The following is a 21885-nucleotide window of genomic DNA, read 5'->3' as shown; positions in this document are numbered from 1 at the left end:
CTGCAGACCGACTCGGGCCGCCGGCGCGCCGGGCGAGCCAGGTGCCGATGAGCCCCCGCACGAGGGCAGCCCGGCTGCGGGCCACACCGGTGGTGCGCCTCGCCTCGGCAGCCCTGGCGGCCCACCGTGGCGCCGCCATGCTCCTCGCGGCCATCACGCTGGTGGCCGCCTCGGTGCCGGCGGGGCTGGCGATCGCGTCGGGTCGGTTGGTCGACGCGCTGCACCACGGCGACGACCGGGACGGGACCGCGCGGGCACTGGCCGGGCTCCTGCTGGCGTTGACCGTGTTGTTCCTGTTCCAGCAGGCCCTCACACCCGTGGCTCAGGCGGTCGCGGAGGACCTGGGCCGGCGGATGAACCGGCACGTCTGCGTGCGGGTGTTGACCGCACTGCACCGTCCCGCCGGTGTGGCCCATCTCGAGGACGAACGGACCGGCCGGCTCCTGGCGGCCGTCAACGGGGGCCTCGGCGGCACCACGGTCCGCGACGGACTGGTGGGCGCCGCCAACATGACCATCACCCGGTTGGGGGCGGCCGGCGGCGGTCTGGTGTTGTGCGCTTACCGCTGGTGGCTCGGGTGCCTGGTTCTGGCCGGGCACGGTGTCGCCATGGTGATCGTGTCCCGCAACTACCAGCAGGCTCTCGCCTCCGCGGAGGGCACGCCTGACCGCGTCCGCCGAGCGATGTACCTGAAGGACGCCCTCACTACGGCCGGCCCCGCCAAGGAGGTGCGGGTCTTCGGACTCGCCGACTGGTTGCTCTCGTCGTACCGCGCCGAGTTCTGGAGCGCGCTCAAGGAGGTCCGCCGCGGTCGGGGAAGATCTGGCCTGGCGAGCCTCGCCAGCGGCGGCATCGTGCTGGTGCTGCACGTCCTGGTGCTCGTGCCGCTGACTCTCGACCTGCGCGCGCAGCGCCTGTCGGTCGCCGAGTTCACCACCTACGCCATGGCCACCACGGCGCTGCTCGGCCTGGCGACGGTGATGCCCGACCTGGTGAACATCGCGGCCGGCGGCCGGATCCTTGGTGCGGCCGCCGAACTGGAGCGATGGACCAGCACGTATCCCGCTGCCGCGCCCGGCGTCGCCGCCCCGCTGTCCTCCTCGGGCAGCATCGTCTTCGAGAACGTCGGCTTCCGCTATCCCCAGTCCTCCACCTGGGTGCTCCGGCACCTCGACCTCACCATTCCGCTCGGCACGGCCACCGCGGTGGTCGGCGTCAACGGCGCCGGCAAGACCACCCTGGTCAAGCTGCTCTGTGGCCTGTACCAGCCGACCGAGGGGCGGATCCTGGTGGACGGTGTGGACCTGCGGGAAATCGACACCGGAAGCTGGCAGCGCCAGTTCGCGGCGCTGTTCCAGGACTGGATCCGCTGGGGGCTGCCGGTGCGCGACAACGTCCTGCTCGGCGCGCCGGACCGCGCCGCCGACGAGAAGACCCTCGCCGAGGTCGCCCGGTGGTCGGGACTGCAGCAGGTCGTCGAGGAGTTGCCAGCCGGCTGGTCGACCGTGCTCAGCCGGCAGTTCGACGGCGTCGACCTCTCGGGCGGCCAGTGGCAGCGGGTCGGGCTGGCGAGGGCGTTGTGGGCCGCGGCCGCCGGCGCCAGGATCCTGGTGCTCGACGAGCCCACTGCGGCGCTCGACGTCCGTGGCGAGGCCGAGCTGTACGACCTGCTCCTGCAGGCGGTGTCCGGCAGGACCATCGTGCTGATCTCCCACCGCTTCTCCACCGTCCGGCACGCCGACCAGATCGTCGTCCTGGACGAAGGGAAGGTCGTGGAGCGCGGCAGCCACGCGAGCCTCATGGCGGCTGGTGGCCGGTACAGCCGCATGTTCACCGTCCAGGCCGAGCACTTCGTAGGACAGGAGGCCAGGTGAAGACGTCCCCCCGCGGCCGCCGTCACCCGCTGTGGGCCGCGATCGGGCTGTCCCTCGAAGCCGATCGCCGTTCCACGGTACTGACGTTTCTGAGCTTCGGCCTGCGCCCGGCGATTCCGATCGTGATCGCCTATCTGCTCAAGGTGGTCATCGACGCCGCGGTGGCCGGCGATGGAAGCACCGTCCTCGTCACGGCGGTCGGGATCGCTGCGGCGGCCGCCCTGTCGTTCGGGTCCGTGTCGTGGGCCATCGAGCTGAACACCAAGATGATCGAGGCCACGTCGGCGCTGATCGACGAGCGCCTGATCCGGCTGACCAGCCGCCTGCCGGGCGTGGGCCACATGGACCGGCCCGAGGTCCTTGACCGACTGGAGGTCCTGCGTCAGGAAAGGGTCCACCTGTCCGAGGGTGCGGACGCCTTCGCGCTGGTGCTGGGCGCGGCGGTGCGTGCGGTGGTCACGGCCGTCGTGCTCGCGATGTTGAACCCCGTCATGCTGCTCGCACCGCTGCTCGCGATTCCGGCGTTGGTGGCCTCACGCCGGGGACATCGTCGCCGGGGCGCCGCCGTCGCTGCGGCCGCAGCCGACGCCCGGCTGGCCCAACACCTGTTCCAGACCGGCAGTGCCGTTTCTTCCGGCAAGGAGCTGAGGCTGACCGGCGCGGCCGACGAGGTGCGCGCCCGTTACGAGCGGGTAGCCGCGGCGGCGGACGCACCGGTGACCCGGACGGTGTGGCGCAACGTGCTGCCCACGGCGCTTGCCGGAGCGTTCTTCGCCGTGGGGTATCTCGGCGCGCTGCAGCTGGTGTTGCGGCAGTACACCGCGTCGCACACGTCGCTGGGCGAGGTGGTGCTGACGTTGAGTCTGGTGACGTGGATCAGCCTCCAGGTGGCGCAGGCGGTGGCCTTCCTCGGATTCCTGCAGGAGACCGTGGACGCGTCGCGGAACCTGCTGGCGTTCGAGGACTACGTCGCCGGGGCGGTGGGTGCCGTCGGTGGACGCCAAGAACCGCCCGAGCGGCTTGTCACGGGAATGCGGCTGGAAGGGGTGAGTTTCCAGTACCCCGGCGGAGAGCGGCCGGCGCTGCGGAACGTCACCCTGGATCTGCCGGCCGGCTCGGTGGTCGCCGTGGTCGGTGCCAACGGCGCCGGCAAGTCCACCCTGATCAAGCTGCTCAGTGGTTTGCTGGAGCCCGCCGAGGGGCGGGTCCTGGCGGACGACGTGGATCTGGCGCTGACCCGACCCGGGTCCTGGTACACCCGGACGAGCGCGTGTTTCCAGGACTTCGTCCGCTTCGAGTTCACTGCGGCCCTCAGCGTCGGGCTGGGCAGCCTGCCGCACCGCGACGACCACGACCGGGTGGCCACGGCGGTGCGCGACGGCGCGGCGGAGCAGGTGATGGCGTCCCTCCCGCAGGGCCCGGCCACGCCGCTCGGCCGGTCGTTCGCGGATGGCGCGGAGCTCTCCGGCGGGCAATGGCAGCGGATCGCGCTGGCCCGGGGCAGGATGCGCCAGACGCCGTGCCTGCTGGTACTCGACGAGCCCACCGCCGCCATCGATCCGCTCGCCGAGGACGAGATCCTCAGCCGCTACATCGCGGCGGCGCGCGCGACCGTGGAGCGGACGAACGGCATCACCCTGTTCGCCTCGCACCGGATGTCCACCGCTCGGGCGGCTGACCTGATCATCGTGATCGCGGACGGGGAGGTCGTGGAGGTGGGCGACCATGCCACGCTCACCGAGCGGCCCGACGGCATCTACCGCGACCTGTACGACCGCCAGGCACGCGCGTACGCGTGACCCGGCCGCAGCCCGCAACGGAGGAGCAGTCGTGCCCGTCGAGAGTCGTCCGGATACGCAACGAGCCGCCCGCGCGGCCGAGAGCATGCGTGCCGTCTGGCGCTCGGTGCTCGCGATCGACGAGGTGGCCGAGGACAGCCACTTCTTCGAGCTCGGCGGCCATTCCATGCTGGCCACCCGGTTGATGTCTCGGGTGCAGAAGGCGCTGGGCGTCGAGCTGCCCGTGCAACTCATCTTCGACCACCCTGTGTTCGGCGACTTCGTGACGAGCGTGCTGGCGGTGACTGCGGGAGCGGAGCCGCGGGTGGTGGGCGGCGGTGGAGCGACCTCCGCACCCCTGTCGTTGCAGCAGCAGGAACTGATGGCGATGGAGGCGGCGCTGGGATGGGCTCCGGCCAACAACGCGACCGCGGTGGCGACCGTGCCCGCGGCCGTCGATCCCGCCCTGCTGCGCGCAGCGTTGCGGCTGGTGGTCGAGCGCCACCCCATGCTGAGGGCGATCATCACGGCCGAGGCGGAAGGCTTCGTGCAGCGGCTGGCGCCGGTGCCCGCCGAACCCCCGCTGTCGATGATCGACCTGAGTGGACGTCCACCAGCGGACACCGAGCGGGAGCTGCGGCGGGCACTGCGCCGTGCCCATCTGACCGCCTTCGAGCTGGCCGGCGGTTCGCTGCTGCGGGTGCAGCTCTTCCGTCGGGCACCGGAGGACCACGTGCTCGCCGTTCACCTGCACCACGCCGCCGGCGACGGGGAGTCGCTGCGCCTGCTGTTCGAGGACCTGGCCGCCTGCTACGGCGCGCTCGCCGAAGGTCGCAGCCCTCGGCCGGCTCCCGCGCTCAGCTACCTGGACTACGTGCGGTGGCAGGAGCAGCGGGCCCCCGAGGCGATGGCCCACCGCCGGGCCGCGTGGCGGGCGACCGTGCGGGCCCTTGCCGCAGACCTGCCGGCCGACACCGAGCGTCTCCCGGTGGGCCTGCCATTGGGCCGCTGGTCGACCCGGGTCCGGAGCGAGGCGCTGGCCCCGTTGCGGCAATGGGTCGCGGCCGAGGGCGGCACCGACTTCACGGCGGTGGCACTCGCCGTGGCCGTGGTGTCGGCTCGATTGCGGCACCGGTCCCGGATCGGGGTGGGTACCGTGCTGGACAACCGTGGGTTGCCCGACTTCGACGGGGTGATCGGCCCCTTCGCCACCAGCACGCTGCTGGCCGTTGCGGTGCAACCGGAAGCGAGCGCCCGGCAGGTGCTCGCCGCGGTGCGCGAGCAACTCGGTGTGGCGCGGGCGTCCGCAGGACTGCCGCTGGAGTGTCTGCTGCGGGAACCGGCAGAGGAGCTGTACGTCAATCCGAGCGGCCTGGTGGACGTGGTGGTCTCGGTCGACCGGGTGGAACGGCCCATCGCCGCCTACGGGCTTCCGCTGACGTTGCTTCCCGACGATGGCGAACCGTTGGTCCCGTTGGCCCTTGCACCGACGCTCGGGGTCTTCGGCCTGGTCGGTCCGGACGGTGACCTGCACCTCGTGGTGGAGTTTCCGGACGAGCCCCGCCGCCGGGCCCATGCCGTCGCCCTGCTGGACGGCACCGCCATGCTGTTGGCCCGCATCGCGGTGACGCCGGACGCGCCGCTGTCGTCGGCGCCGACCGCGGCCGGCAAGCCGTGAGCCTCCCCGGTGCGGTGATCCTGGATACCGAAGGCGGGCCGGTCGAGGTGCACCGGGACGCCGAGGGTTGGCCCACCGTGCGGGCGCGCGGGCCGGTCCCGGCAGCATTCGGCCTTGGCTGGAGCGTGGCCAGCGATCGCCGCAGCCAGATGGACCTCCTGCGTCGCACCGCACACGGGCGGTTGGCGGAGGTGCTCGGTCCCACTGCGGTCGCCGGTGACACCCTCCAGCGCACACTCGATCTCCCCGGGGTCGCAGCGCGATGTGTGCTCGGCCTGCCGGACGGACAGCGCCGACTGCTCGAGGCGTTCGCTGCGGGGGTGGCCGTCGCCAAGGCGAGTGCCGAATACGAGCCGTGGCGCCCGGTCGACTCCATCGCCGTCGTGCAACTGCTGTTCCAGCAGATGGCCGGCGACGGCGGCGAGTTGCGCATGGTGGAGGTGATGCGCCGGACCCTGCCGGCGGACGTCGTCGACTTTCTGCTGCCGGACTGCGACGAGTTCGAGACCGGGTGCGACGGGGTCGCTCCGGCCGTCACCGACGTTCCGGTGCCTCGGCGCGAGCTGGCCGCCCTGTTCGCCCTGCCGCCGGGCGGAGGTGACCGGGTGGTCGTGGCCCAGCAGCGACCGGTCGGCAGCAATGCCTGGGCGACCAGCCGGGGCAGTGTCGCCGTACTGGCCAACGACATGCACCTCGAGCTGACGAGCCCGTCCGTGGCGTACGTGGCCCGGGTCGAGCTGCCCGACGCTCGGGTCGCAGGGATCACGGTGCCCGGGCTGCCGGTGGTGCTGGCCGGCGCCAACGACCATGTGGCCTGGGGCTTCACCCGGCTGCCGGGCGACACCGTGGATCTCACGGAGCTGGACCCGGCGGAGGTACAGCAGGCGCGGACGCGTCGGGAGGTCATCCACGTGCGCGGTGGAGCGGACGTGACGATCGACGTCCGGGAAACCACGCGGGGCCCGGTCGTCGGCCAGCTTGCTGGACGCGACATCGCCTTCCGCGGCACGCTGACCGATCCGTCCGCGTTGGATTTCCGCGTCGCGGATCTGTACTGGGCGCGTGACGCGGCGGAGGCCGCGGCGATCGTGACCGACAGTGGCATGCCGCCGGTCAACGCGGTGATCGCCGATGCCGCCGGCCACATCACCTGGACGGTGGGGGGACGCTTTCCCCGACGTGAGGGGACGGGTCCGCGGGGACTCACCGCGTCCGACTGTCCGATGCCCGATTCCCGGCTGTCGCCCACCGAGCTGCCGCGGCTGGACGATCCGGCCTCCGGAATGGTGATCAGCTGCAACAACGGCAACTCCCTGCTGCGTGCCAGTGGCGTGGCCTGGAACTGCTTCGGTGGTGTCCGCGCCCGCCGCGCGGCCCAGGTCCTCGGCCGTGCGGCGGCACCGGACGAGTCGGTGGCTCGTGCCCTGCAACGAGACGTCGACGCCGGCTACTACGAGTTCTACCGGGCCCTCGCGGTGCGGCACCTGGGAGCCGACGGCGGACCACCGACGCTGCGATGCCTGCGGGACGAGGTGACGGCCTGGCGCGGCACCGCCGCGCCCGACGAGGTGGGCCTGGCGTTGCTGTCGGTGTTCCGCGACGTCGTCCGGGAGACGCTGTTCGCGGCCGCCACCCGACCCTGCCAGGACTACGACCAGTCCTTCGTGTATTGCTGGAACGCCCACGAGCGGCCGTTGCGGCGGATGATCGAGTCGCTGTCGGCCAGCCTGGTGCCGCCGCCGTGGCGGGACGACCGGCACTTCGTCGTCGGACACCTGCTGCTGGCCCGACGGCTGTTGACCGCGCAGACCGGCGACCCCGCACCGGTGCGGTGGGGCAGCGTCAACGGACTGCGTCTCACCGCCGCGTCGGCGACCCTCACCCTCCGGGCCAGCGTGGAAGTGCCAGGCTGCCCGGAGTCGCTGCGGGTGGCGCAGCCCGACTTCGGTGCCGCCATGCGCCTGGTGGTGGCACCGGGCCGGTCGGGCGGTGGCCTGCTGGAGGTGCCGGGGGCGGCCGTGGCCGCAACCCGGCGGGATCTCGCGGCCGTGTACCGGTGGGCGGGAGACGGCACGAGCAGCACCCCGTTGCGGGGCTGTCCGTGACGTCGCCGGCCCGGCCCCGTGGTGCGCGCACCACGGGGCCGGGCCGGCGACGTGCGATCCCGGTCGGCCGCGGACGTCAGCCCGCGAAAGCTGGCTGTTGCCCGTCGAGCCGCCACGCCTGCGCGTGCAGCCGCCGACCGACGAAGTCGCCCCGGACGGCGCGCGCATAGAGCCGCTGGGTGGTCAGGTGTGGATTGACCTGCAGGCCCTCCCGCAATCTGGAGGCGCACAACTGGTGCCAGCGATAGACCTGGGTGAGCTGCCCCTGTTGCCCGTGCACCAGGATCAAGGCCCGGTAGCTCTGCTCGTGGAACGGCTCGATCTCCAGCGTCCGCTGGCACCAGCGCAGCACGCTCAGATGGTCGCCGGCCGCCATGGCGCGGTCGGTCAGGAAGCTCAGGGCACACAGCAGGCGGCTCCGGAGCCACTCCCGGTGTGTGGCTGCCCAGTCGGTGTCGGCGTCGGCCAGGAAGTCGCCGTGGTAGAGCTCCACCGCACGCCGGTACGGTTCGGTGGCGTCCCGGTGCTCCAACTGGGCGGCATGGCCCAGCTCGACGAGCTGGTCGAAGGCTTCGAAGTCAAGCCACACGTTCTCGGCCTCCAGCACGTACCCCGACTCGCGGGTCAGTAGCTGCAGCCTCGATTGGCGCGTGGCCTCCGCGCGCCGGTCCTGTGCCCAGCTGAGGGTCTGCCGCAGCATGTGGACCGCGACCTTCAGCGAGCTGGAGTTCGTCGACCAGGGCGCGTCCGGCCACAGTGCTTCGTAGAGGTTGTCGCGGGCCACGACACGACCACGCCGTAGCAGGAGGTATTGCAGGAGACTTTTCGCTTTCCCCGCCCGCCAGCGCTCTACCGTCCGCCCGGCGCAAGTCAGCCTGAAAGCGCCGAAGGAATTTATCTGGATGTCTGCTTCATCTGGGTCAATCACCGATACCCCCGTATCAGATGGAGCTTCATGACTCGACCAGAATCCAGTCGGATGGATGCGGTATGGCCACCGAGTTCCGTGGCGGTGGTCGATATTGCTGGTGTTGGCTGCGGATGCGTGGCGCCGACTGGATCTTGCTATTCGAGCCTATCCCAGCGATGTTGATCGATGCAAGTCTTTGGTATACCCGCCCGCTACGACAGATATCGCCCTCCGATGGCCATCCGGTCCACAGTGTATGGCATCTCGGGCTCGCCGGGCGCCTCAAAGCTGCATGGCGCGTCAAATAGGCGCCACTTGCCCCTTTTTTGGTCGATAAGATCGAAATGCCGGCACGTCGTGCTCGCGTAACCGCCTGTGAACCAATGGTCGGTAACTTGTCGTCGGCGTCGAAGATCCGGTGGTTTCGTCACGTGTCATAAAGTGTCGAATGCCGCCTCAGGCGCCGCGGGAGAGCTCGTTATTGAGTCGGCGATCCTGTCGATTTGCTAAACGGACGGGAGCACCTCGATATGGCCGTTCTGGATTGTGTCGTGATCGGCTACAACGAGGGTGATTTCAACGAATACCGCGTGATGTGCGAGCGGGCGGGTCCGCGCTCCCCGGAGTTCCAGATCATGCGGTCGGAACACCTGGTCTACGAGGGCCGGAGCATGCCGTGGCTGCAGGCGTTCAGCCACCTCCGGTACCGGGCGACCGGCCGTGCCGACCGGTACCACGTCGGCGAGGTGTTCAACCTGGCCGCGCTCTACCTCACCAGTTACCTGCGGGGGCAGGGGCTCACTGCCGAACCGATCTCCCTCTTCAGCGGCGAGCAGGACCGGCTGGAAGACCTGCTCGCCCAGCGACCGGCGGTGGTCGCGATCACGACGACGTTCTACGTCAACATCCTGCCGGTCGGCCCGCTCGTGGAGTACGTCCGCATGCGGTCCCCGTCGAGTCACATCGTGGTCGGCGGTCCACTCGTCGACAACCTGTGCCGCTCCGGCGTCACCGACGACGTGCAGGACCTCCTCTTCGCGATGGGGGCCGACTCGTACGTGCAGGAGTCCCAGGGGGAGCAGAGCCTGGCCGCGCTGTGTCACGCGGTGCGGGCCGGCGACGACATCGCGAAGCTGGACAACGTCATCCACTGCCCCGACGACCGGTGGGTGCTGACCCGACGGTCCCCCGAGAACAACGACCTCGACGCGTGCGCCATCGACTGGGCCGGCTTCGATCCGGCCCTGCTGGGGCCCACCGTCCAGTTGCGGACCGCCCGAAGCTGCGCCTTCAAGTGCAGCTTCTGCGACTACCCCACCCGGGCGGGGGCGCTGACCCTGGCATCGGTGGAGACGGTGCGTCACGAGCTGCGCACGCTGGCCGGGATGGGTGTCCGCAACGTCGTGTTCGTCGACGACACGTTCAACGTGCCGCCCAAGCGCTTCAAGGAGCTGTGCCGGATGATGATCGAGGAGGACCTCGGTCTGCGGTGGTACTCCTACTTCCGCTGCTCCAACGCGCGGGATGACGAGGCCTTCGACCTCGCGGCGCGCAGTGGTTGCGCCGGTGTGTTCCTCGGCATCGAGTCGGGCGACAGCACGGTGCTGCGCAATATGCACAAGCTCGCGCAGGACAGCCAGTACCGGGAGGGCATCCTCCGGTTGAACGAGCGTGGCATCACGACGTTCGCCTCGATCATCGTCGGGTTCCCCGGCGAGACGGAGCAGACCGTGCAGAACACCATCGACTTCCTCAACGAGACCGCGCCGTCCTTCTGGCGTGCCCAGGCCTGGTGGGCGAACCCTCGGTCGCCGGTGTTCCAGCAGAAGGAACTCCTGGGCATCCGCGGCGAGGGGTACAACTGGTCCCACTTCACCATGTCGTCCGAGGAGGCCGCCACACACACCGACCGCATGTTCCAGGCGGTCACCTCCTCCGTGTGGCTGCCGCTGTACGACTTCGACTTCTGGGCCCTGCCCTACCTGGACGGTAAGGGCCTGGGCGTCGACGATCTGACGCCGCTGCTGCGGACGAGCCAGCAGCTCATCGGCGCACGCAACCGCGCGGAGCAGCCGCATGTGGTTGCCTCCCTGGAGCACGAGTTCGCGCAGCAGGTGGCCGGTCTGCACCTGGCACCGGCGAGGTACTCGCTGTGAGCCCGCACCGGCCGTGGCGCTCGATCGTCGATCGGCTGCTCGCCGTCGCCGACAGCGATCCGACCCGTCAGGCGCTCGTCCATGGCTCAGAGGTGCTCGACTTCGGGCAGCTGGCCGCGCGCGCCGGGACGGTCGCGGCGGGACTCGCCGCGCGCGGCGTCGGCCCGGAGTCCCTGGTCGGCCTCCTGCTGCCGCGGAGCGTCGACATGGTCGTCGCGCTCTTCGGCGTGTTGCGCAGCGGTGCTGGCTACGTCCCACTGGACCCGGCGCTGCCGCCCGCCCGGCTGCACCACATGTGCGAGAACGCGCGGGTGGATCTGGTGCTCTGCGGGTCCGGTCCGGGGGCGCTTCCGGACTTTCCCGCCGTCCAGCGGACCGTCCGGCTCGCCGACTGCCGCCGGTCCGGCACGGCGGGCGGTCCGCCGGCCCCCCGGATCGACCCCCGCCACCGGGCGTACGCCCTGTACACCTCCGGCTCCACCGGATGGCCGAAAGCCGTGCAGGTGACCTACGGGTCCCTGGACAACCTGTTGACGGCGATGGAGACGGTCGTGGGCCCGCCGGGCGCACGCATCGGCTGGAACGCCAGCCTCGCCTTCGACGCCTCCGTCCAACAGTGGCTGCGGCTGTGCCGCGGTGACACGGTCGTGCTGCTCGACGACGCGGTGCGCCGAGACCCCGAGGCGCTGGTCCGTACGATCGTCGAGCAGCGACTGACCGAGCTCGACGTCACCCCGACCCACGCCGTGGAACTGCTCGACCAGCTCGACGCGCGCCCCCTCGGCCAGTCCCTGCGGCTGCTGGTCGGCGGCGAGGCGATCGCGCCGTCGCTGTGGCGGCGGATGGCGTCGCGTCGGGCCGCCGGCGCGCTGATCCCGGTGAACCTGTACGGACCGACCGAGTGCACGGTCGACGTCACCGCCGCCCCGATCGACGAAACCGGTGGCCCGCACCTGGGCACGCCGCTGGCCGGTACCCGGGTGTACCTGCTGGACGCGTCCCTGCGCCCGGTGCGCCGCCCGGGCATCGTGGGAGAGCTCTTCGTCGCCGGGGCCGGTGTCGCCCGGGGCTACCTGGGGCAGCCCGGGCTGACCGCGCGCCGCTTCCTGCCCGACGTGGTGGCCGGCGACGGTACCCGCATGTACCGCACCGGCGACCTGGGACGGTGGAACCCCGCGGGCCGGCTCGAGTTCTGTGGGCGCGCCGACGGCCAGTTGAAGGTCCGGGGCTTCCGGGTGGAGCCGGGCGAGGTGGAAGCGGCGCTCACCGAGTGCCCGCAGATAGCCCAGGCGGTGGTGACCGTCCGGGAGGACAGCCCGGGCGCCGCGGCCCTCGTCGCCTACTGCCGTCGCGCCGACGGCCACGCCCTGGACGTCGACGCGGTGCGCCGCGCGGTGCGGACCCGGCTTCCCGAGTACATGGTCCCCACGACGATCGTGGCCGTCGATGCGCTGCCACGCACGGCCAACGGCAAGGTGGACCGGGCGGCGTTGCCGGCTGCATCGGAACCGGGCCCGACGACGGCAGCCGTGCCGCCGCTGACCGGCGCCACACAGCAGCTCGTCGGCGCCGCCTGGCGCGAGGTGCTCGGAGTGGACCGGGTCGGGCCCTCGGACAACTTCTTCGAACTGGGCGGGCAGTCGGTGCTGGCCTTCCGGCTCGTCGCCCGGCTGCGACGCCGGATCGGGCGCGCCATCCCCCTGGTGGCCGTCTTCGAGCATCCCGTCCTGACGGATCTGGCGGCGTACATCGATCAGCACGACCGGGTTCCGGAAGGGGTTGAGCAGCGGTGAGCGGTGAGCACGGCGGACTGCTCGACAGATTGCACCGGCACGCGGCGGCGGAGCCGGAGCGGGTGGCCTTCACCTGGTTGCGGGACCTCGGCACGCCGACCGACCGGCTGACCTATGCCGAGCTGGACGAGGCGGCGTCCACGGTCGGTGCCCGGTTACGCAGCGGCACCGAGCCGGGCGACAGGGTCCTGGTGGTGCATCCGCCCGGCCTCGGATTCCTGACCGGCTTCCTCGGTTGTCTCTACGCGGGAGTGGTGCCCGTGCCGGTCTATCCGGCACTGGACACCAGCACCGGAGCCGAAACCGTCCGACGCATCGCCGAGGACTGCGGTGCGACCCTGGCGTGGACGTCAGACGAGACGCTGGCGCAGGACGCGGAGCGGGCGCTCGGCATGCGCACCGAATGGCGCGCCGGCACGGACCGGCTGCCCGAGCCGGCGCGGCCGGATCCGGCCCGTCCCGCATTCCTGCAGTACACCTCCGGCTCGACCGGCACGCCGAAGGGCGTGGTCGTCACGCACGGCAACCTCGCGGCGAACCTGCACTCGATCGCCCGCGCCTTCCGGCACGACCGGTCCGCGGTGGTGCTGAGCTGGCTGCCCGCGTACCACGACATGGGGCTGATCGGGAACCTGCTGCACCCGCTGCACGCCGCCATACCGGCCTATCTGGCCGCGCCGGGCGACTTCGTCCGGCACCCGCTGTCCTGGCTGCGGGCGATCGCCGACCTGGGCGTCACTACCAGCGGCGCGCCCAACTTCGCCTACGAACTGGTGGTCAGGGCGTGGGGCCGGGCCCCGGTCGCCGATCTGGACCTCAGCGGGTGGTGCAAGGCGTACAGCGGGGCGGAACCGGTGTCGGCGTCGACGCTGGAACGCTTCGCGCACCTGCTGAGCCCGGCCGGCTTCCGCCGTACGGCCTTCATCCCGTGTTACGGCCTGGCGGAGGCGACGCTGCTCGTGACGGCGATGCCGCCAGGGCAGGGGGCACGGACCCGCCGCGCGGCGGACGGCGCCGAAGCGGTGTCCTGCGGGCGGCCGTACGGATGCGATGTCGTGGTCGTCGCCGGGGACACGCCGGTCGCCGACGGCACCATCGGCGAGGTCCTCGTCCGGGGCGACAGTGTCGCCGCCGGCTACTGGGGGCAGCCCGAGCTTGACGGTCGGGTGTTCGGCGCCTCGGTCGCTGGGCGCACCGGGCGGTGGCTTCGAACGGGAGACCTCGGTTTCTTCACAGAGGGTGAGCTTCACGTCACCGGACGCAGCAAGGACGTCATCGTGATCCGTGGGCGCAACCTCTACCCGCACGACCTGGAGCGGCTGGCCACCAGCGTCGTGCCCGCGCTGCGCCCGGGCGGCGCGGTGGCCTTCCAGGACCCGGCCGGCCGCGGCGTAGTGATGGTGGCCGAAGCACGTGCCGGCGGCGTCACGGACGACGACCGGCGCCGACTCGGCGCCGCACTCGCCAGTGACTTCGGGGTCGGCCTGGTCGATCTGCTCGCGGTACGGCCCGGCACCGTGCCCAAGACCACCAGCGGCAAATTGCGGCGCGGCGAGACGGCGCGACGGTACCGCGCGGGCGCGTACGAGCGATACCGCGACCGGCAGGGAAGCGCCGAAGCCGACCGGTCCAGCCCGCAGGGGCGGACGCGACGCGCGGTCGAGGAGTTGCTGGGCGTGCCGGTCACCGACGAGACCGAACCGCTGGTGGCTCTCGGCCTCGACTCGCTGACGGCGCTGCAACTGTCCGAACTGGTCCACCGCGAATCCGGGGCGGACCTACCGGTGCGTGTCCTACTGGAGGGCGCCACGCTGGCCGACCTGTTGGCCCGGGTGGAATCGCCCGCTGCTGCCCGCCCCGCGGAGCCTGCGGCGGCACCGGCCGGCCACGGCCGTCTGTCCCAGGCCCAGGAGGCGCTGGCCTTTCTGCAGACGCTTGACCCTGACAGCGACGAGTACAGCATCTCCTTCGCGTGGGAACTGGGTCCCGGCACCGACGTGGCGGCGTTCGACGAGGCGCTGCGCCTCGCCGTACGGCGCCAGCCGGAGTTGGCGGTCCGCATCGTCGCCGACGGCAACCGGCACCGTCGCGAGCCGGTATCCGGGGAACACCTGACCGCGGCGTTGGCGCTCGCCCCCGTTCCGATCCGGCCGGACCGGCTCGACGAACAACTCGCCGACGCCGCGGCGGCACCGTTTCGCCTCGACAAGGGCCCATTGGTGCGTCTCTACCGGTGGCAGTCGGCGGACCGTCAGGTGTACCAACTGGTCGTCCACCACATCGTGACCGACCTCTGGTCTCTTGGCCTGCTGCTCCGCGACCTGGGGGAGGGCTACCGCCGCCTGTCCGGCGACGCCGGTTGGAGCCCGCCGCCGCGCGGCTCCTACGACGACTACGTCAACCAGCAGGACACGTACCTCCGGTCACCGGCGGCCGAGGCCCGGAGCGCGGCGTTGCGGCGACGGTTGCCGAAGCGGGCGACCGCCCTCGACATCCGGACCGACCTGCCGCGCGCCAACCGGCGCAGCGCGCGGGCCGGTCGGGTCACCCGTACCCTCCCCGTGGCGGCCGACGCGCGTGGCGGACCCGACCAGGTGGCGCTGCTGGTCGCCCTCTGGGCGCTGTGCCTGCACCGGTACGGCACGCCCAGCCCCGTCGTCGTGGGCGTCCCGGTGCTGGGCCGGCCGTCCGGTCGGCTCGCCGAGATCGGCGGCCTGTGCACCAACACGGTGCCAGTCGCCATCGGGGTCGACGTCGAGCAGCAGCTCGACGCGCTCGTGGCAGACGTCCGCCAGCAGGTGCTCGACGGGATGGACGAAGGGCTCTACCCGCTGCTGCACGCGGTGCAGGCGGTGCGGCCGCCGCGTGTGGCAGGTCGGCTGCCGCTGCTGGAGACCCTGGTCACCGTCCTGGAGAACCCGCTGCCCGAGGTGCCCGAGCTGCGCGATGCGCTGAGCGGGCAGCCGGCCCCGCTGCGGCTGGGTGAACTGACCATGGCGAGTATTCCCGTACCCCGGCGTACCTGCCGCTACGACCTGGATCTCGTGGTCACGCCGCGCAGGTCCGAGTATCTGCTGACGTTGGACTACGCCGTCGACCTGTTCCGACCGGACACCGCGGCGGCGATCCTGGCGACGTACGCCGCCATGGTCGCGGCGGCCGGCACCGGGCCGGAGCGGGTGGCCGAGGTGTTCGTGCTCTCCGAGACCGACGAGGCCCTGGTGAAGCGCTTCGCGGGCATGGACCGCCCCGACGTCGAGACGCCCGTGCCCGCACGGATGAGGGACGCGGCCGTTACCTGGCCGGACGCGCCGGCCGTCGTCGCGGCCGGACGGACCGTCCGCTTCGAAGACTTCGCCGACCAGGTGGACCGCCTCGCGGCCGCGCTGCGAGTGGTCACCGGTGGCGACGGGTCCGGCGAAAGGAGGCCGGATGAGCCGGCCTGATCGGGATGCGGCGGCGCGGCGACAGGTCGGTCTCCTGCTGGAGGAGCCCGCCGCGTTCGCCACCGGCATGTTCGGGGCCTGGGCCGCCGGCCTCGGCGTGCTGCCGCTGCCCGTGGAGTTCCCCGATGCCCGGTTGCGGGAGATGCTCGCGGACTGCCAGCCGCGGCTGGTCCTCGCCTCCACCGGCACCGCGGACCGGGCCCGCAGGCTCGTGTCGGGGCTGACCGAATCGCCGGTCGTAGTGGTGCTCGACGAGTGCACCGATCGCGGCGCAGCCGGGCCGGCGGACCCGCCGCCGGTGGACGCGCCCGCCTACACGGTCTACACGAGTGGTTCCACCGGGCGGCCCAAGGGCGTGCTCATCCGCCACGACCAGTTGGCCCACCTCGTCGCCTGGGAGGGCGAGGCCTGGCAGTTGGGGCCGTGGGTGCGCATGGCGCAGACCTTGTCCCTGGGCTTCGACTTCGGGTTGCAGGAGGTCTTCACCGCACTGTCGTTCGGCGGCTGTCTGGTGGTGCCCGCCGGGGAGGAGCGCCGCGACGCGCGCCGCTACGCCCGGTTCCTCGCCCGGGAGAGGGTCACCGTCCTGTTCACCACCCCCTCGTATGCGGACCAACTGGTGGCCGCCGGGGAACCGCTGCCCGCGCTGCGCCTGGTCCTGCTGGGCGGCGAGGTGCTCAAGCGGTCCACCGTGCTTGGACTGCGACGGCTCGTCAATGCCGAGTGTCGACTGGTGAACGGCTACGGTCCGACCGAGGCGACGGTGAACTGCCTGGCCTACGAGGTGCCCGCCGACCTCGACGCCGACGCCGACGCCGTGCCGGTGCTGCCGGTCGGCCGGCCCTCGGGCGCCAGCCGCATCCGGCTGGTGGACGAGTACGGCCTTCCGGTGCCCGTCGGGGCGCTCGGTCACATCGTCATCGGCGGGCCGGGAGTGGCGGACGGGTACCTACACCGGCCGGAGGCCACCGCGGAGCGGTTCGTCGTCGACCGCCGTACCGGTGAGCGTGTGTACCGCAGCGGAGACCTGGCCCACCTGGACCGCGACCGGGGCTACGTCGTGGTGGGGCGGGCCGACCGCCAGGTCAAGGTGCGCGGCTTCAGGGTCGAACCGGAAGAGGTGGAGCACCTGGCGCGCGAGCTGTCGGGCGTGTCGGCCTGCGCGGTCCTCGTCGTGCCGGAGCCGACCCGCCTCGTCGTGTTCGTCGTCGGCACCGCGGACGCGGGCGACCTGCTGCGGCACCTGGCCGACCGGCTGCCCGCAGCGATGGTGCCGGAACAGGTCACCTTCGTGGAACACCTGCCGACGACGACGAACGGCAAGCTCGACGAGGCGCTGCTGCAGCAGGTCGCGCAGCGCGAACGCGTGGCGGTCCTGCCGGATTCCGCCAGCCCGCGCGACGTGGAGGCGACGGTCTGCCGGATCTGGGCCGATGCGCTGGCCGTGTCGAGCCTGTCCCCGGACGACAACGTCTTCGACGCGGGCGCGCACTCGCTGGTGGCTACGCGCGTGCACCGCCAACTGCAGACGAGCCTGAGTCTGACGTTCCCCATCCACTTCCTCTTCGAGTACCCCCGCCCTCGGGAACTGGCCAGCCGACTCGTCGTGCGGCGTCGGTCCACGCCGACCTCCCCGCCGTCGCAGCCGGCTCCGACAGTAAAGGACAAACCGTGACGACCACGCCTCTCGACCAACACCCTGACGCGGTCGCCATCATCGGCATGGCGGCGCGCCTGCCGGGCGCACCGGACCTCGGCACCTACTGGTTGAATCTCCGCGAGGGAGTCGAGAGCATCACTCGGCACACCCGCGAGGAACTGCTCGAGCGCGGCGTGCGACCGGATCTGGTGGACAATCCCCACTACGTTCCGGCGTCGGCGGCGCTCGACGACGCCGACCGGTTCGACGCCGGCTTCTTCGGCTACTCGGCCCGGGAAGCCTCGATCATGGACCCGCAGCACCGCATCTTTCTGGAGTGCGCCTACCACGCCATGGAGGACGCGGCCTGCGACACCCACCGCTACCGGGGTCAGATCGGCATCTTCGCGGGCTGCACCATGAACACGTACCTGCTGTACAACGTCATGGCGCACACGGACGACGTGGTCGCCATGGTCGGTGACCTGCAGACCATGGTCGGCAACGACAAGGACTTCCTCGCGACCCGGGTGTCGCACCGGCTCGACCTGCGCGGGCCGAGCGTGACCGTGCAGACCGCCTGTTCCAGCTCGCTGGTCGCCATCCACCTCGCCACTCGTGCGTTGCTCGACGACGAGTGCGACATGGCGTTGGCGGGCGGCGCCTCCGTGCGGCTGCCCCTGGCGGCCGGGTACCTGGCCAACCCGGGCGGTACCTCGTCGCCGGACGGCCACTGCCGGGCGTTCGACGCGGGAGCCGCCGGCAGCGTGCTCGGCAACGGCGCCGGCGTGGTCGTCCTGAAGCGCTTCGCCGACGCCCTGCGCGACGGGGACCAGATCTACGCGGTCATCCGCGGCTCGGCCATCAACAACGACGGCCAGGCGAAGGCGAGCTTCACGGCGCCGAGCATCGAGGGCCAGAGTCGTGCGGTGACCCGGGCGCTGGCCCGTGCCGGCGTGTCGGCTCGCGACATCAGTTTCGTGGAGGCACACGGCACCGGCACCCCGCTGGGCGACCCGATCGAGGTCGCCGCGTTGAGTCGCGCGTTCCGCAAGTGGACCCCGGACCGGGAGTACTGCTGGCTGGGTTCGGTCAAGCCGAACATCGGTCACCTGGACGCGGCCGCCGGCGTCGCCGGACTGATGAAGGCGGTGCTGGCGCTGCGGCACCGGCGGGTTCCGCCCGTGGTCAACTTCCAGCGGCCGAACCCGAAGCTCGAACTGGACACCACGCCGTTCCGCGTACCGCAGGAGCTGGTGGAGCTGGACTCGGAGCGACCGCTGCTGGCCTCCGTCAACTCGTTGGCCATGGGCGGGACCAATGCGCACGTTGTGCTCCAGGAGCCGCCGCCCGCCCGGGCCAGCGGTCGCTCGCGCCGGCGACGTCACGCGGTGCAGCTTTCCGCTCGTACCCCGGAGGCGCTGGAAACCCTCAGCCGCAATCTCGGGCGCTGGGCCCGGGAACATCCCGCCGCCGAGGTGGCCGACGTCGCGTACACGCTGGCTGCCGGCCGCCGGGAATGGGAGCATCGCCGCGTCGTGCTGGCCCGGGACCTGGACGATGTCGCGTCCGCGCTCTCCGCTGCCGGTGGACGCCGACAGCGCACCGGTCACGCCCGGCCCAACCACCGACCGGTCTTCCTCTTTCCCGGGCAGGGCGCGCAGCGCGTGCGGATGGGAGCACTCCTGGCCGACCGGGACGCGGGGTTTGCCCGCCACCTCGACATGGTGCTGGCGCGCTTCGCCGAGGAGCCGGAGCTGGACCTGCGCGCCACGCTGTACCCGGCGGCAGAAGAGGACGAGGCCGCCCGGGCCCGGCTGGCGCAGACGGAACTGACCCAGCCGGCGCTGTTCGCGGTCGAGTGGGCGCTGGGCCGCACGCTTCTCGACCTCGGCGTGCGGCCGTACGCCATGCTCGGCCACAGCGTCGGCGAGCTGGTGGCGGCCACGCTCGCCGGGGTGCTCGACCTGCCCGACGCCGTTCGCGTCGTGGCGCAGCGGGGACGCGCGCTGGCGCAGACCCCGGACGGCGGCATGCTGTCGGTACCCCTCTCCGCCGACGAGGTGCGGCCGTGGTTGGACGGCATGGACCTGACCATCGCGGCGGTCAACGCGCCTTCGCTGGTCACCGTTGCCGGCGCGCTGCCCGCTCTGGACGAGTTCACGGCGTTGCTGCGCGAACGGCAGGTCACGGCGCAGCGGCTCGACGTCAGCCGGGCCTTCCACAGCCCGCTGATCCAACCGGCTGCCGAGCTCCTGCGGGAGGTCCTGGCCGAGTGCCCGCTACGAGCGCCCGAGATTCCCGTCGTCTCCAACGTGACTGGCGACTACCTCACCGCGGAGCAGGCCACCTCGGTCGAGTACTGGGTCGAGCAGATGTGCCAGCCGGTCCGGTTCGCCGACGGTGTGGCCACCCTGGTGCGCGACGAGGCCTCCCCGTTCGTGGAGGTGGGTCCGGGCAGGTCCCTGGGGGTGCTGGTCCGCGCGGTCGCGCCCGGTGCCGATCACCTCGCGACCCTCACGGGTGACGCCGGGGCCGAGCGCGAGGACCTGCTCGACGTGGTCACCGACCTCTGGATGCGTGGCGGGTCGTTCGACCTGTCGGCCTACTACGACGATGAGCCGCGCGCCCGCCTGTCGCTGCCCGCGTACCCGTTCGCGCGGGCCCGGCACTGGCTGGAGCCGGTCCATCGGACCGCGGCGGCTTCCGCCGCACCCGCGTCACCGGCCGAGCCGATCGGTGGCCCGGCCGCATCGTTCGCACCGACGAGCGGTCCGCTGGCCGAGACCGGCCTCACCCCAGTGCAGCGGTACCTGGTGCGGCTCTGGCGTGACCTGCTCGGGGTGAGCCAGTTCGGCCTCAACGACAGCTTCTTCGACCTCGACGGCAATTCGCTGCTCGCCATGCAACTGGTCACCCAGATCCGCCGGGACGGCGCTCCCGAGCTGGAGATGACCGCCCTGTTCGAGATGCCCACCGTGGCTGCGCTCGGCAGGCACCTGGAAGCTGCGGGGTTCACCCCTCCGGCCGTGGCGCCGCCCGCCGAGAGCGGGCCGGGCCCGGCGCCGAACGCCGCGTCGACCGACGACGCGGACGCTGACGGCCTGCTCGCGGCGATCGCGGCAGAGGTGGACAGCCTCACGGACGCGGAGGTGGAAGCCCGGTTGGCGGAGCTGAACGGAGGAACGCAGCGGTGACGGATCCAGCCTCGACCAGCGACCGCGAGCAGATGTCGCCGCAGCGTCGCGAGTTGCTCGAACGGCTCCTGCGGCAGCGGCGGGCCGGGTCGGTCCTCGCCGGTCCGGCGCGGGATGCGCCGGCAGCTGCGGAGCCGGCACGCCCCAATCCGCCGGCGGTCAGCTTGTTCTTCTTCTCCGCCGACCTCGACGACTCGCCGGCCGACAAGTACCGCCTGGTCCTGCGCTGCGCTGAGCTCGCCGACGAGCTGGGCCTGCACGCGGTGTGGGTGCCCGAGCGCCACTTCGACGCGTTCGGTGCGCCGTACCCCAGCCCGGCGGTCCTGCTCGCGGCGATCGCCGCCCGGACCCGCCGCATCCGCCTGCGCGCCGGTAGCGTCGTGCTGCCCCTGCACGACCCGTTGCTGGTGGCGGAGCAGTGGGGCGTACTGGACGCCCTCAGCGGCGGGCGGACGGCGCTGTCGCTGGCCTCCGGTTGGCACGCGAACGACTTCGTCCTCGATCCGGGCAGCTACCAGCGCCGCAAGCAGGTCCTGGTGGAGCGGCTGGAGATCCTGCGGGACCTGTGGGCAGGCAAGAGCGTGCAGCGCACCGGACCGGACGGACGACCCGTCGAAACCCAGGTGTTTCCCCGTCCGGCGAAGGAGCCGGAGGTCTGGATGACCAGCTCCGGCAATCCCGACACGTGGCGCGCGGCGGGCGAACTCAACCAGCACGTGCTCACCGCGCTGCTGGAACAGAGCGTGGAGGAGGTGGCGCGCAAGGTCGAGCTGTACTGGAACGCCCGCACCCAGGCCGGTCACCTGACGGCCGACCGGCACGTGACGTGCATGCTGCACACGCACCTGGCGGAGCACGAGGAGGACGTGACGCCGCGGGTACGCGGACCGCTGGGCCGGTACTTGTCCGCCCACATGAACCTGTTCGAGAAGTTCGCGGCGAACCAGGACCTGGGGATCCGACCGCAGGACGTCAGCGAGGCCGACCGGGCGCTGCTGCTCGAGCACGGCCTCCAGCGTTACCTGCACCAGGCCGGCCTCTTCGGCACCGTCGAGTCCTGCCGGCCGATGGTCGACCGTCTCACGGCCGCCGGCGTGACGGAGCTCGGCTGCCTGGTCGACTTCGGTCTGCCTGACGACGACGTCATCGAGTGCGTCCGGCAGCTCGGCAGGTTGCAGCAGCGCCTCCGGGAACCGTCGGAGGCCTGAGATGGCGGCCTCATGCAGCGTCTATCAGCACGTAGGCGGTGGTAAGGGCACGTACCTGTCCACCGTGCGGTCCCTGCGGCAACGGACGACGTGCCAGGTGC

The 21885-nt window shown here is 71.8% G+C and carries 11 protein-coding genes; 10 read left to right on the top strand and 1 reads right to left on the bottom strand.

Translation table 11 applies throughout. The annotated features are described in order from the left end of the window. Window positions 1-47 precede the first annotated feature (47 nt). Genes ACGFNF_RS27230 through ACGFNF_RS27215 form a run of 4 tightly spaced genes read left to right on the top strand, consistent with a single transcriptional unit; the run spans window position 48 to window position 7435 of the window. The gene (locus tag ACGFNF_RS27230) at window positions 48-1874 is read left to right on the top strand and encodes an ABC transporter ATP-binding protein (protein ID WP_393171569.1); all 1827 of its coding nucleotides are present in this window, start codon (window positions 48-50) and stop codon (window positions 1872-1874) included. Next, window positions 1871-3673, top strand: coding sequence for an ATP-binding cassette domain-containing protein (locus ACGFNF_RS27225; RefSeq protein ID WP_393171567.1), 1803 nt, complete (start codon window positions 1871-1873; stop codon window positions 3671-3673). The genes ACGFNF_RS27230 and ACGFNF_RS27225 overlap by 4 nt, the downstream gene beginning before the upstream one ends. 31 nt (window positions 3674-3704) lie before the next feature. Continuing rightward, window positions 3705-5330: a condensation domain-containing protein gene (locus ACGFNF_RS27220; protein WP_393171565.1), complete on the top strand. Its 1626-nt coding sequence runs from the start codon at window positions 3705-3707 to the stop codon at window positions 5328-5330. After that, on the top strand, window positions 5327-7435 hold the full coding sequence (locus ACGFNF_RS27215; protein ID WP_393171563.1) for a penicillin acylase family protein: 2109 nt from the start codon (window positions 5327-5329) through the stop codon (window positions 7433-7435). The genes ACGFNF_RS27220 and ACGFNF_RS27215 overlap by 4 nt, the downstream gene beginning before the upstream one ends. A 76-nt stretch (window positions 7436-7511) precedes the next feature. On the opposite strand, the gene ACGFNF_RS27210 is transcribed toward ACGFNF_RS27215, so the two are convergent. Continuing rightward, on the bottom strand, window positions 7512-8363 hold the full coding sequence (locus tag ACGFNF_RS27210; RefSeq protein WP_393171561.1) for a BTAD domain-containing putative transcriptional regulator: 852 nt from the start codon (window positions 8361-8363) through the stop codon (window positions 7512-7514). Between the two features lie 533 nt (window positions 8364-8896). Here ACGFNF_RS27210 and ACGFNF_RS27205 point away from each other — a divergent pair. The 6 genes from ACGFNF_RS27205 to ACGFNF_RS27180 are packed head-to-tail and all read left to right on the top strand — an operon-like array spanning window position 8897 to window position 21784. Beyond that, on the top strand, window positions 8897-10501 hold the full coding sequence (locus ACGFNF_RS27205; protein ID WP_393171559.1) for a PhpK family radical SAM P-methyltransferase: 1605 nt from the start codon (window positions 8897-8899) through the stop codon (window positions 10499-10501). Further along, window positions 10498-12294, top strand: a complete 1797-nt coding sequence (locus ACGFNF_RS27200) for an amino acid adenylation domain-containing protein (protein WP_393171557.1) — start codon at window positions 10498-10500, stop codon at window positions 12292-12294. Before ACGFNF_RS27205 ends, ACGFNF_RS27200 begins: the two co-directional genes overlap by 4 nt. After that, window positions 12291-15740: an AMP-binding protein gene (locus tag ACGFNF_RS27195; RefSeq protein WP_393171555.1), complete on the top strand. Its 3450-nt coding sequence runs from the start codon at window positions 12291-12293 to the stop codon at window positions 15738-15740. Before ACGFNF_RS27200 ends, ACGFNF_RS27195 begins: the two co-directional genes overlap by 4 nt. Continuing rightward, window positions 15727-17415 (top strand): non-ribosomal peptide synthetase, encoded by a 1689-nt coding sequence (locus ACGFNF_RS27190; protein ID WP_393171553.1) that lies wholly within the window; start codon window positions 15727-15729, stop codon window positions 17413-17415. Before ACGFNF_RS27195 ends, ACGFNF_RS27190 begins: the two co-directional genes overlap by 14 nt. After that, window positions 17412-20576: a type I polyketide synthase gene (locus ACGFNF_RS27185; protein ID WP_393171551.1), complete on the top strand. Its 3165-nt coding sequence runs from the start codon at window positions 17412-17414 to the stop codon at window positions 20574-20576. The genes ACGFNF_RS27190 and ACGFNF_RS27185 overlap by 4 nt, the downstream gene beginning before the upstream one ends. Then, entirely contained in the window at window positions 20573-21784 is a 1212-nt protein-coding gene (locus ACGFNF_RS27180) for a MupA/Atu3671 family FMN-dependent luciferase-like monooxygenase (protein ID WP_393171549.1), read from the top strand. The genes ACGFNF_RS27185 and ACGFNF_RS27180 overlap by 4 nt, the downstream gene beginning before the upstream one ends. Window positions 21785-21885: the final 101 nt, after the last annotated feature.

This window comes from Micromonospora sp. NPDC048868, assembly GCF_043198195.1.
Taxonomy (GTDB): domain Bacteria; phylum Actinomycetota; class Actinomycetes; order Mycobacteriales; family Micromonosporaceae; genus Micromonospora; species Micromonospora reichwaldensis.
This window is presented reverse-complemented; position numbering and strand designations above follow the sequence as displayed.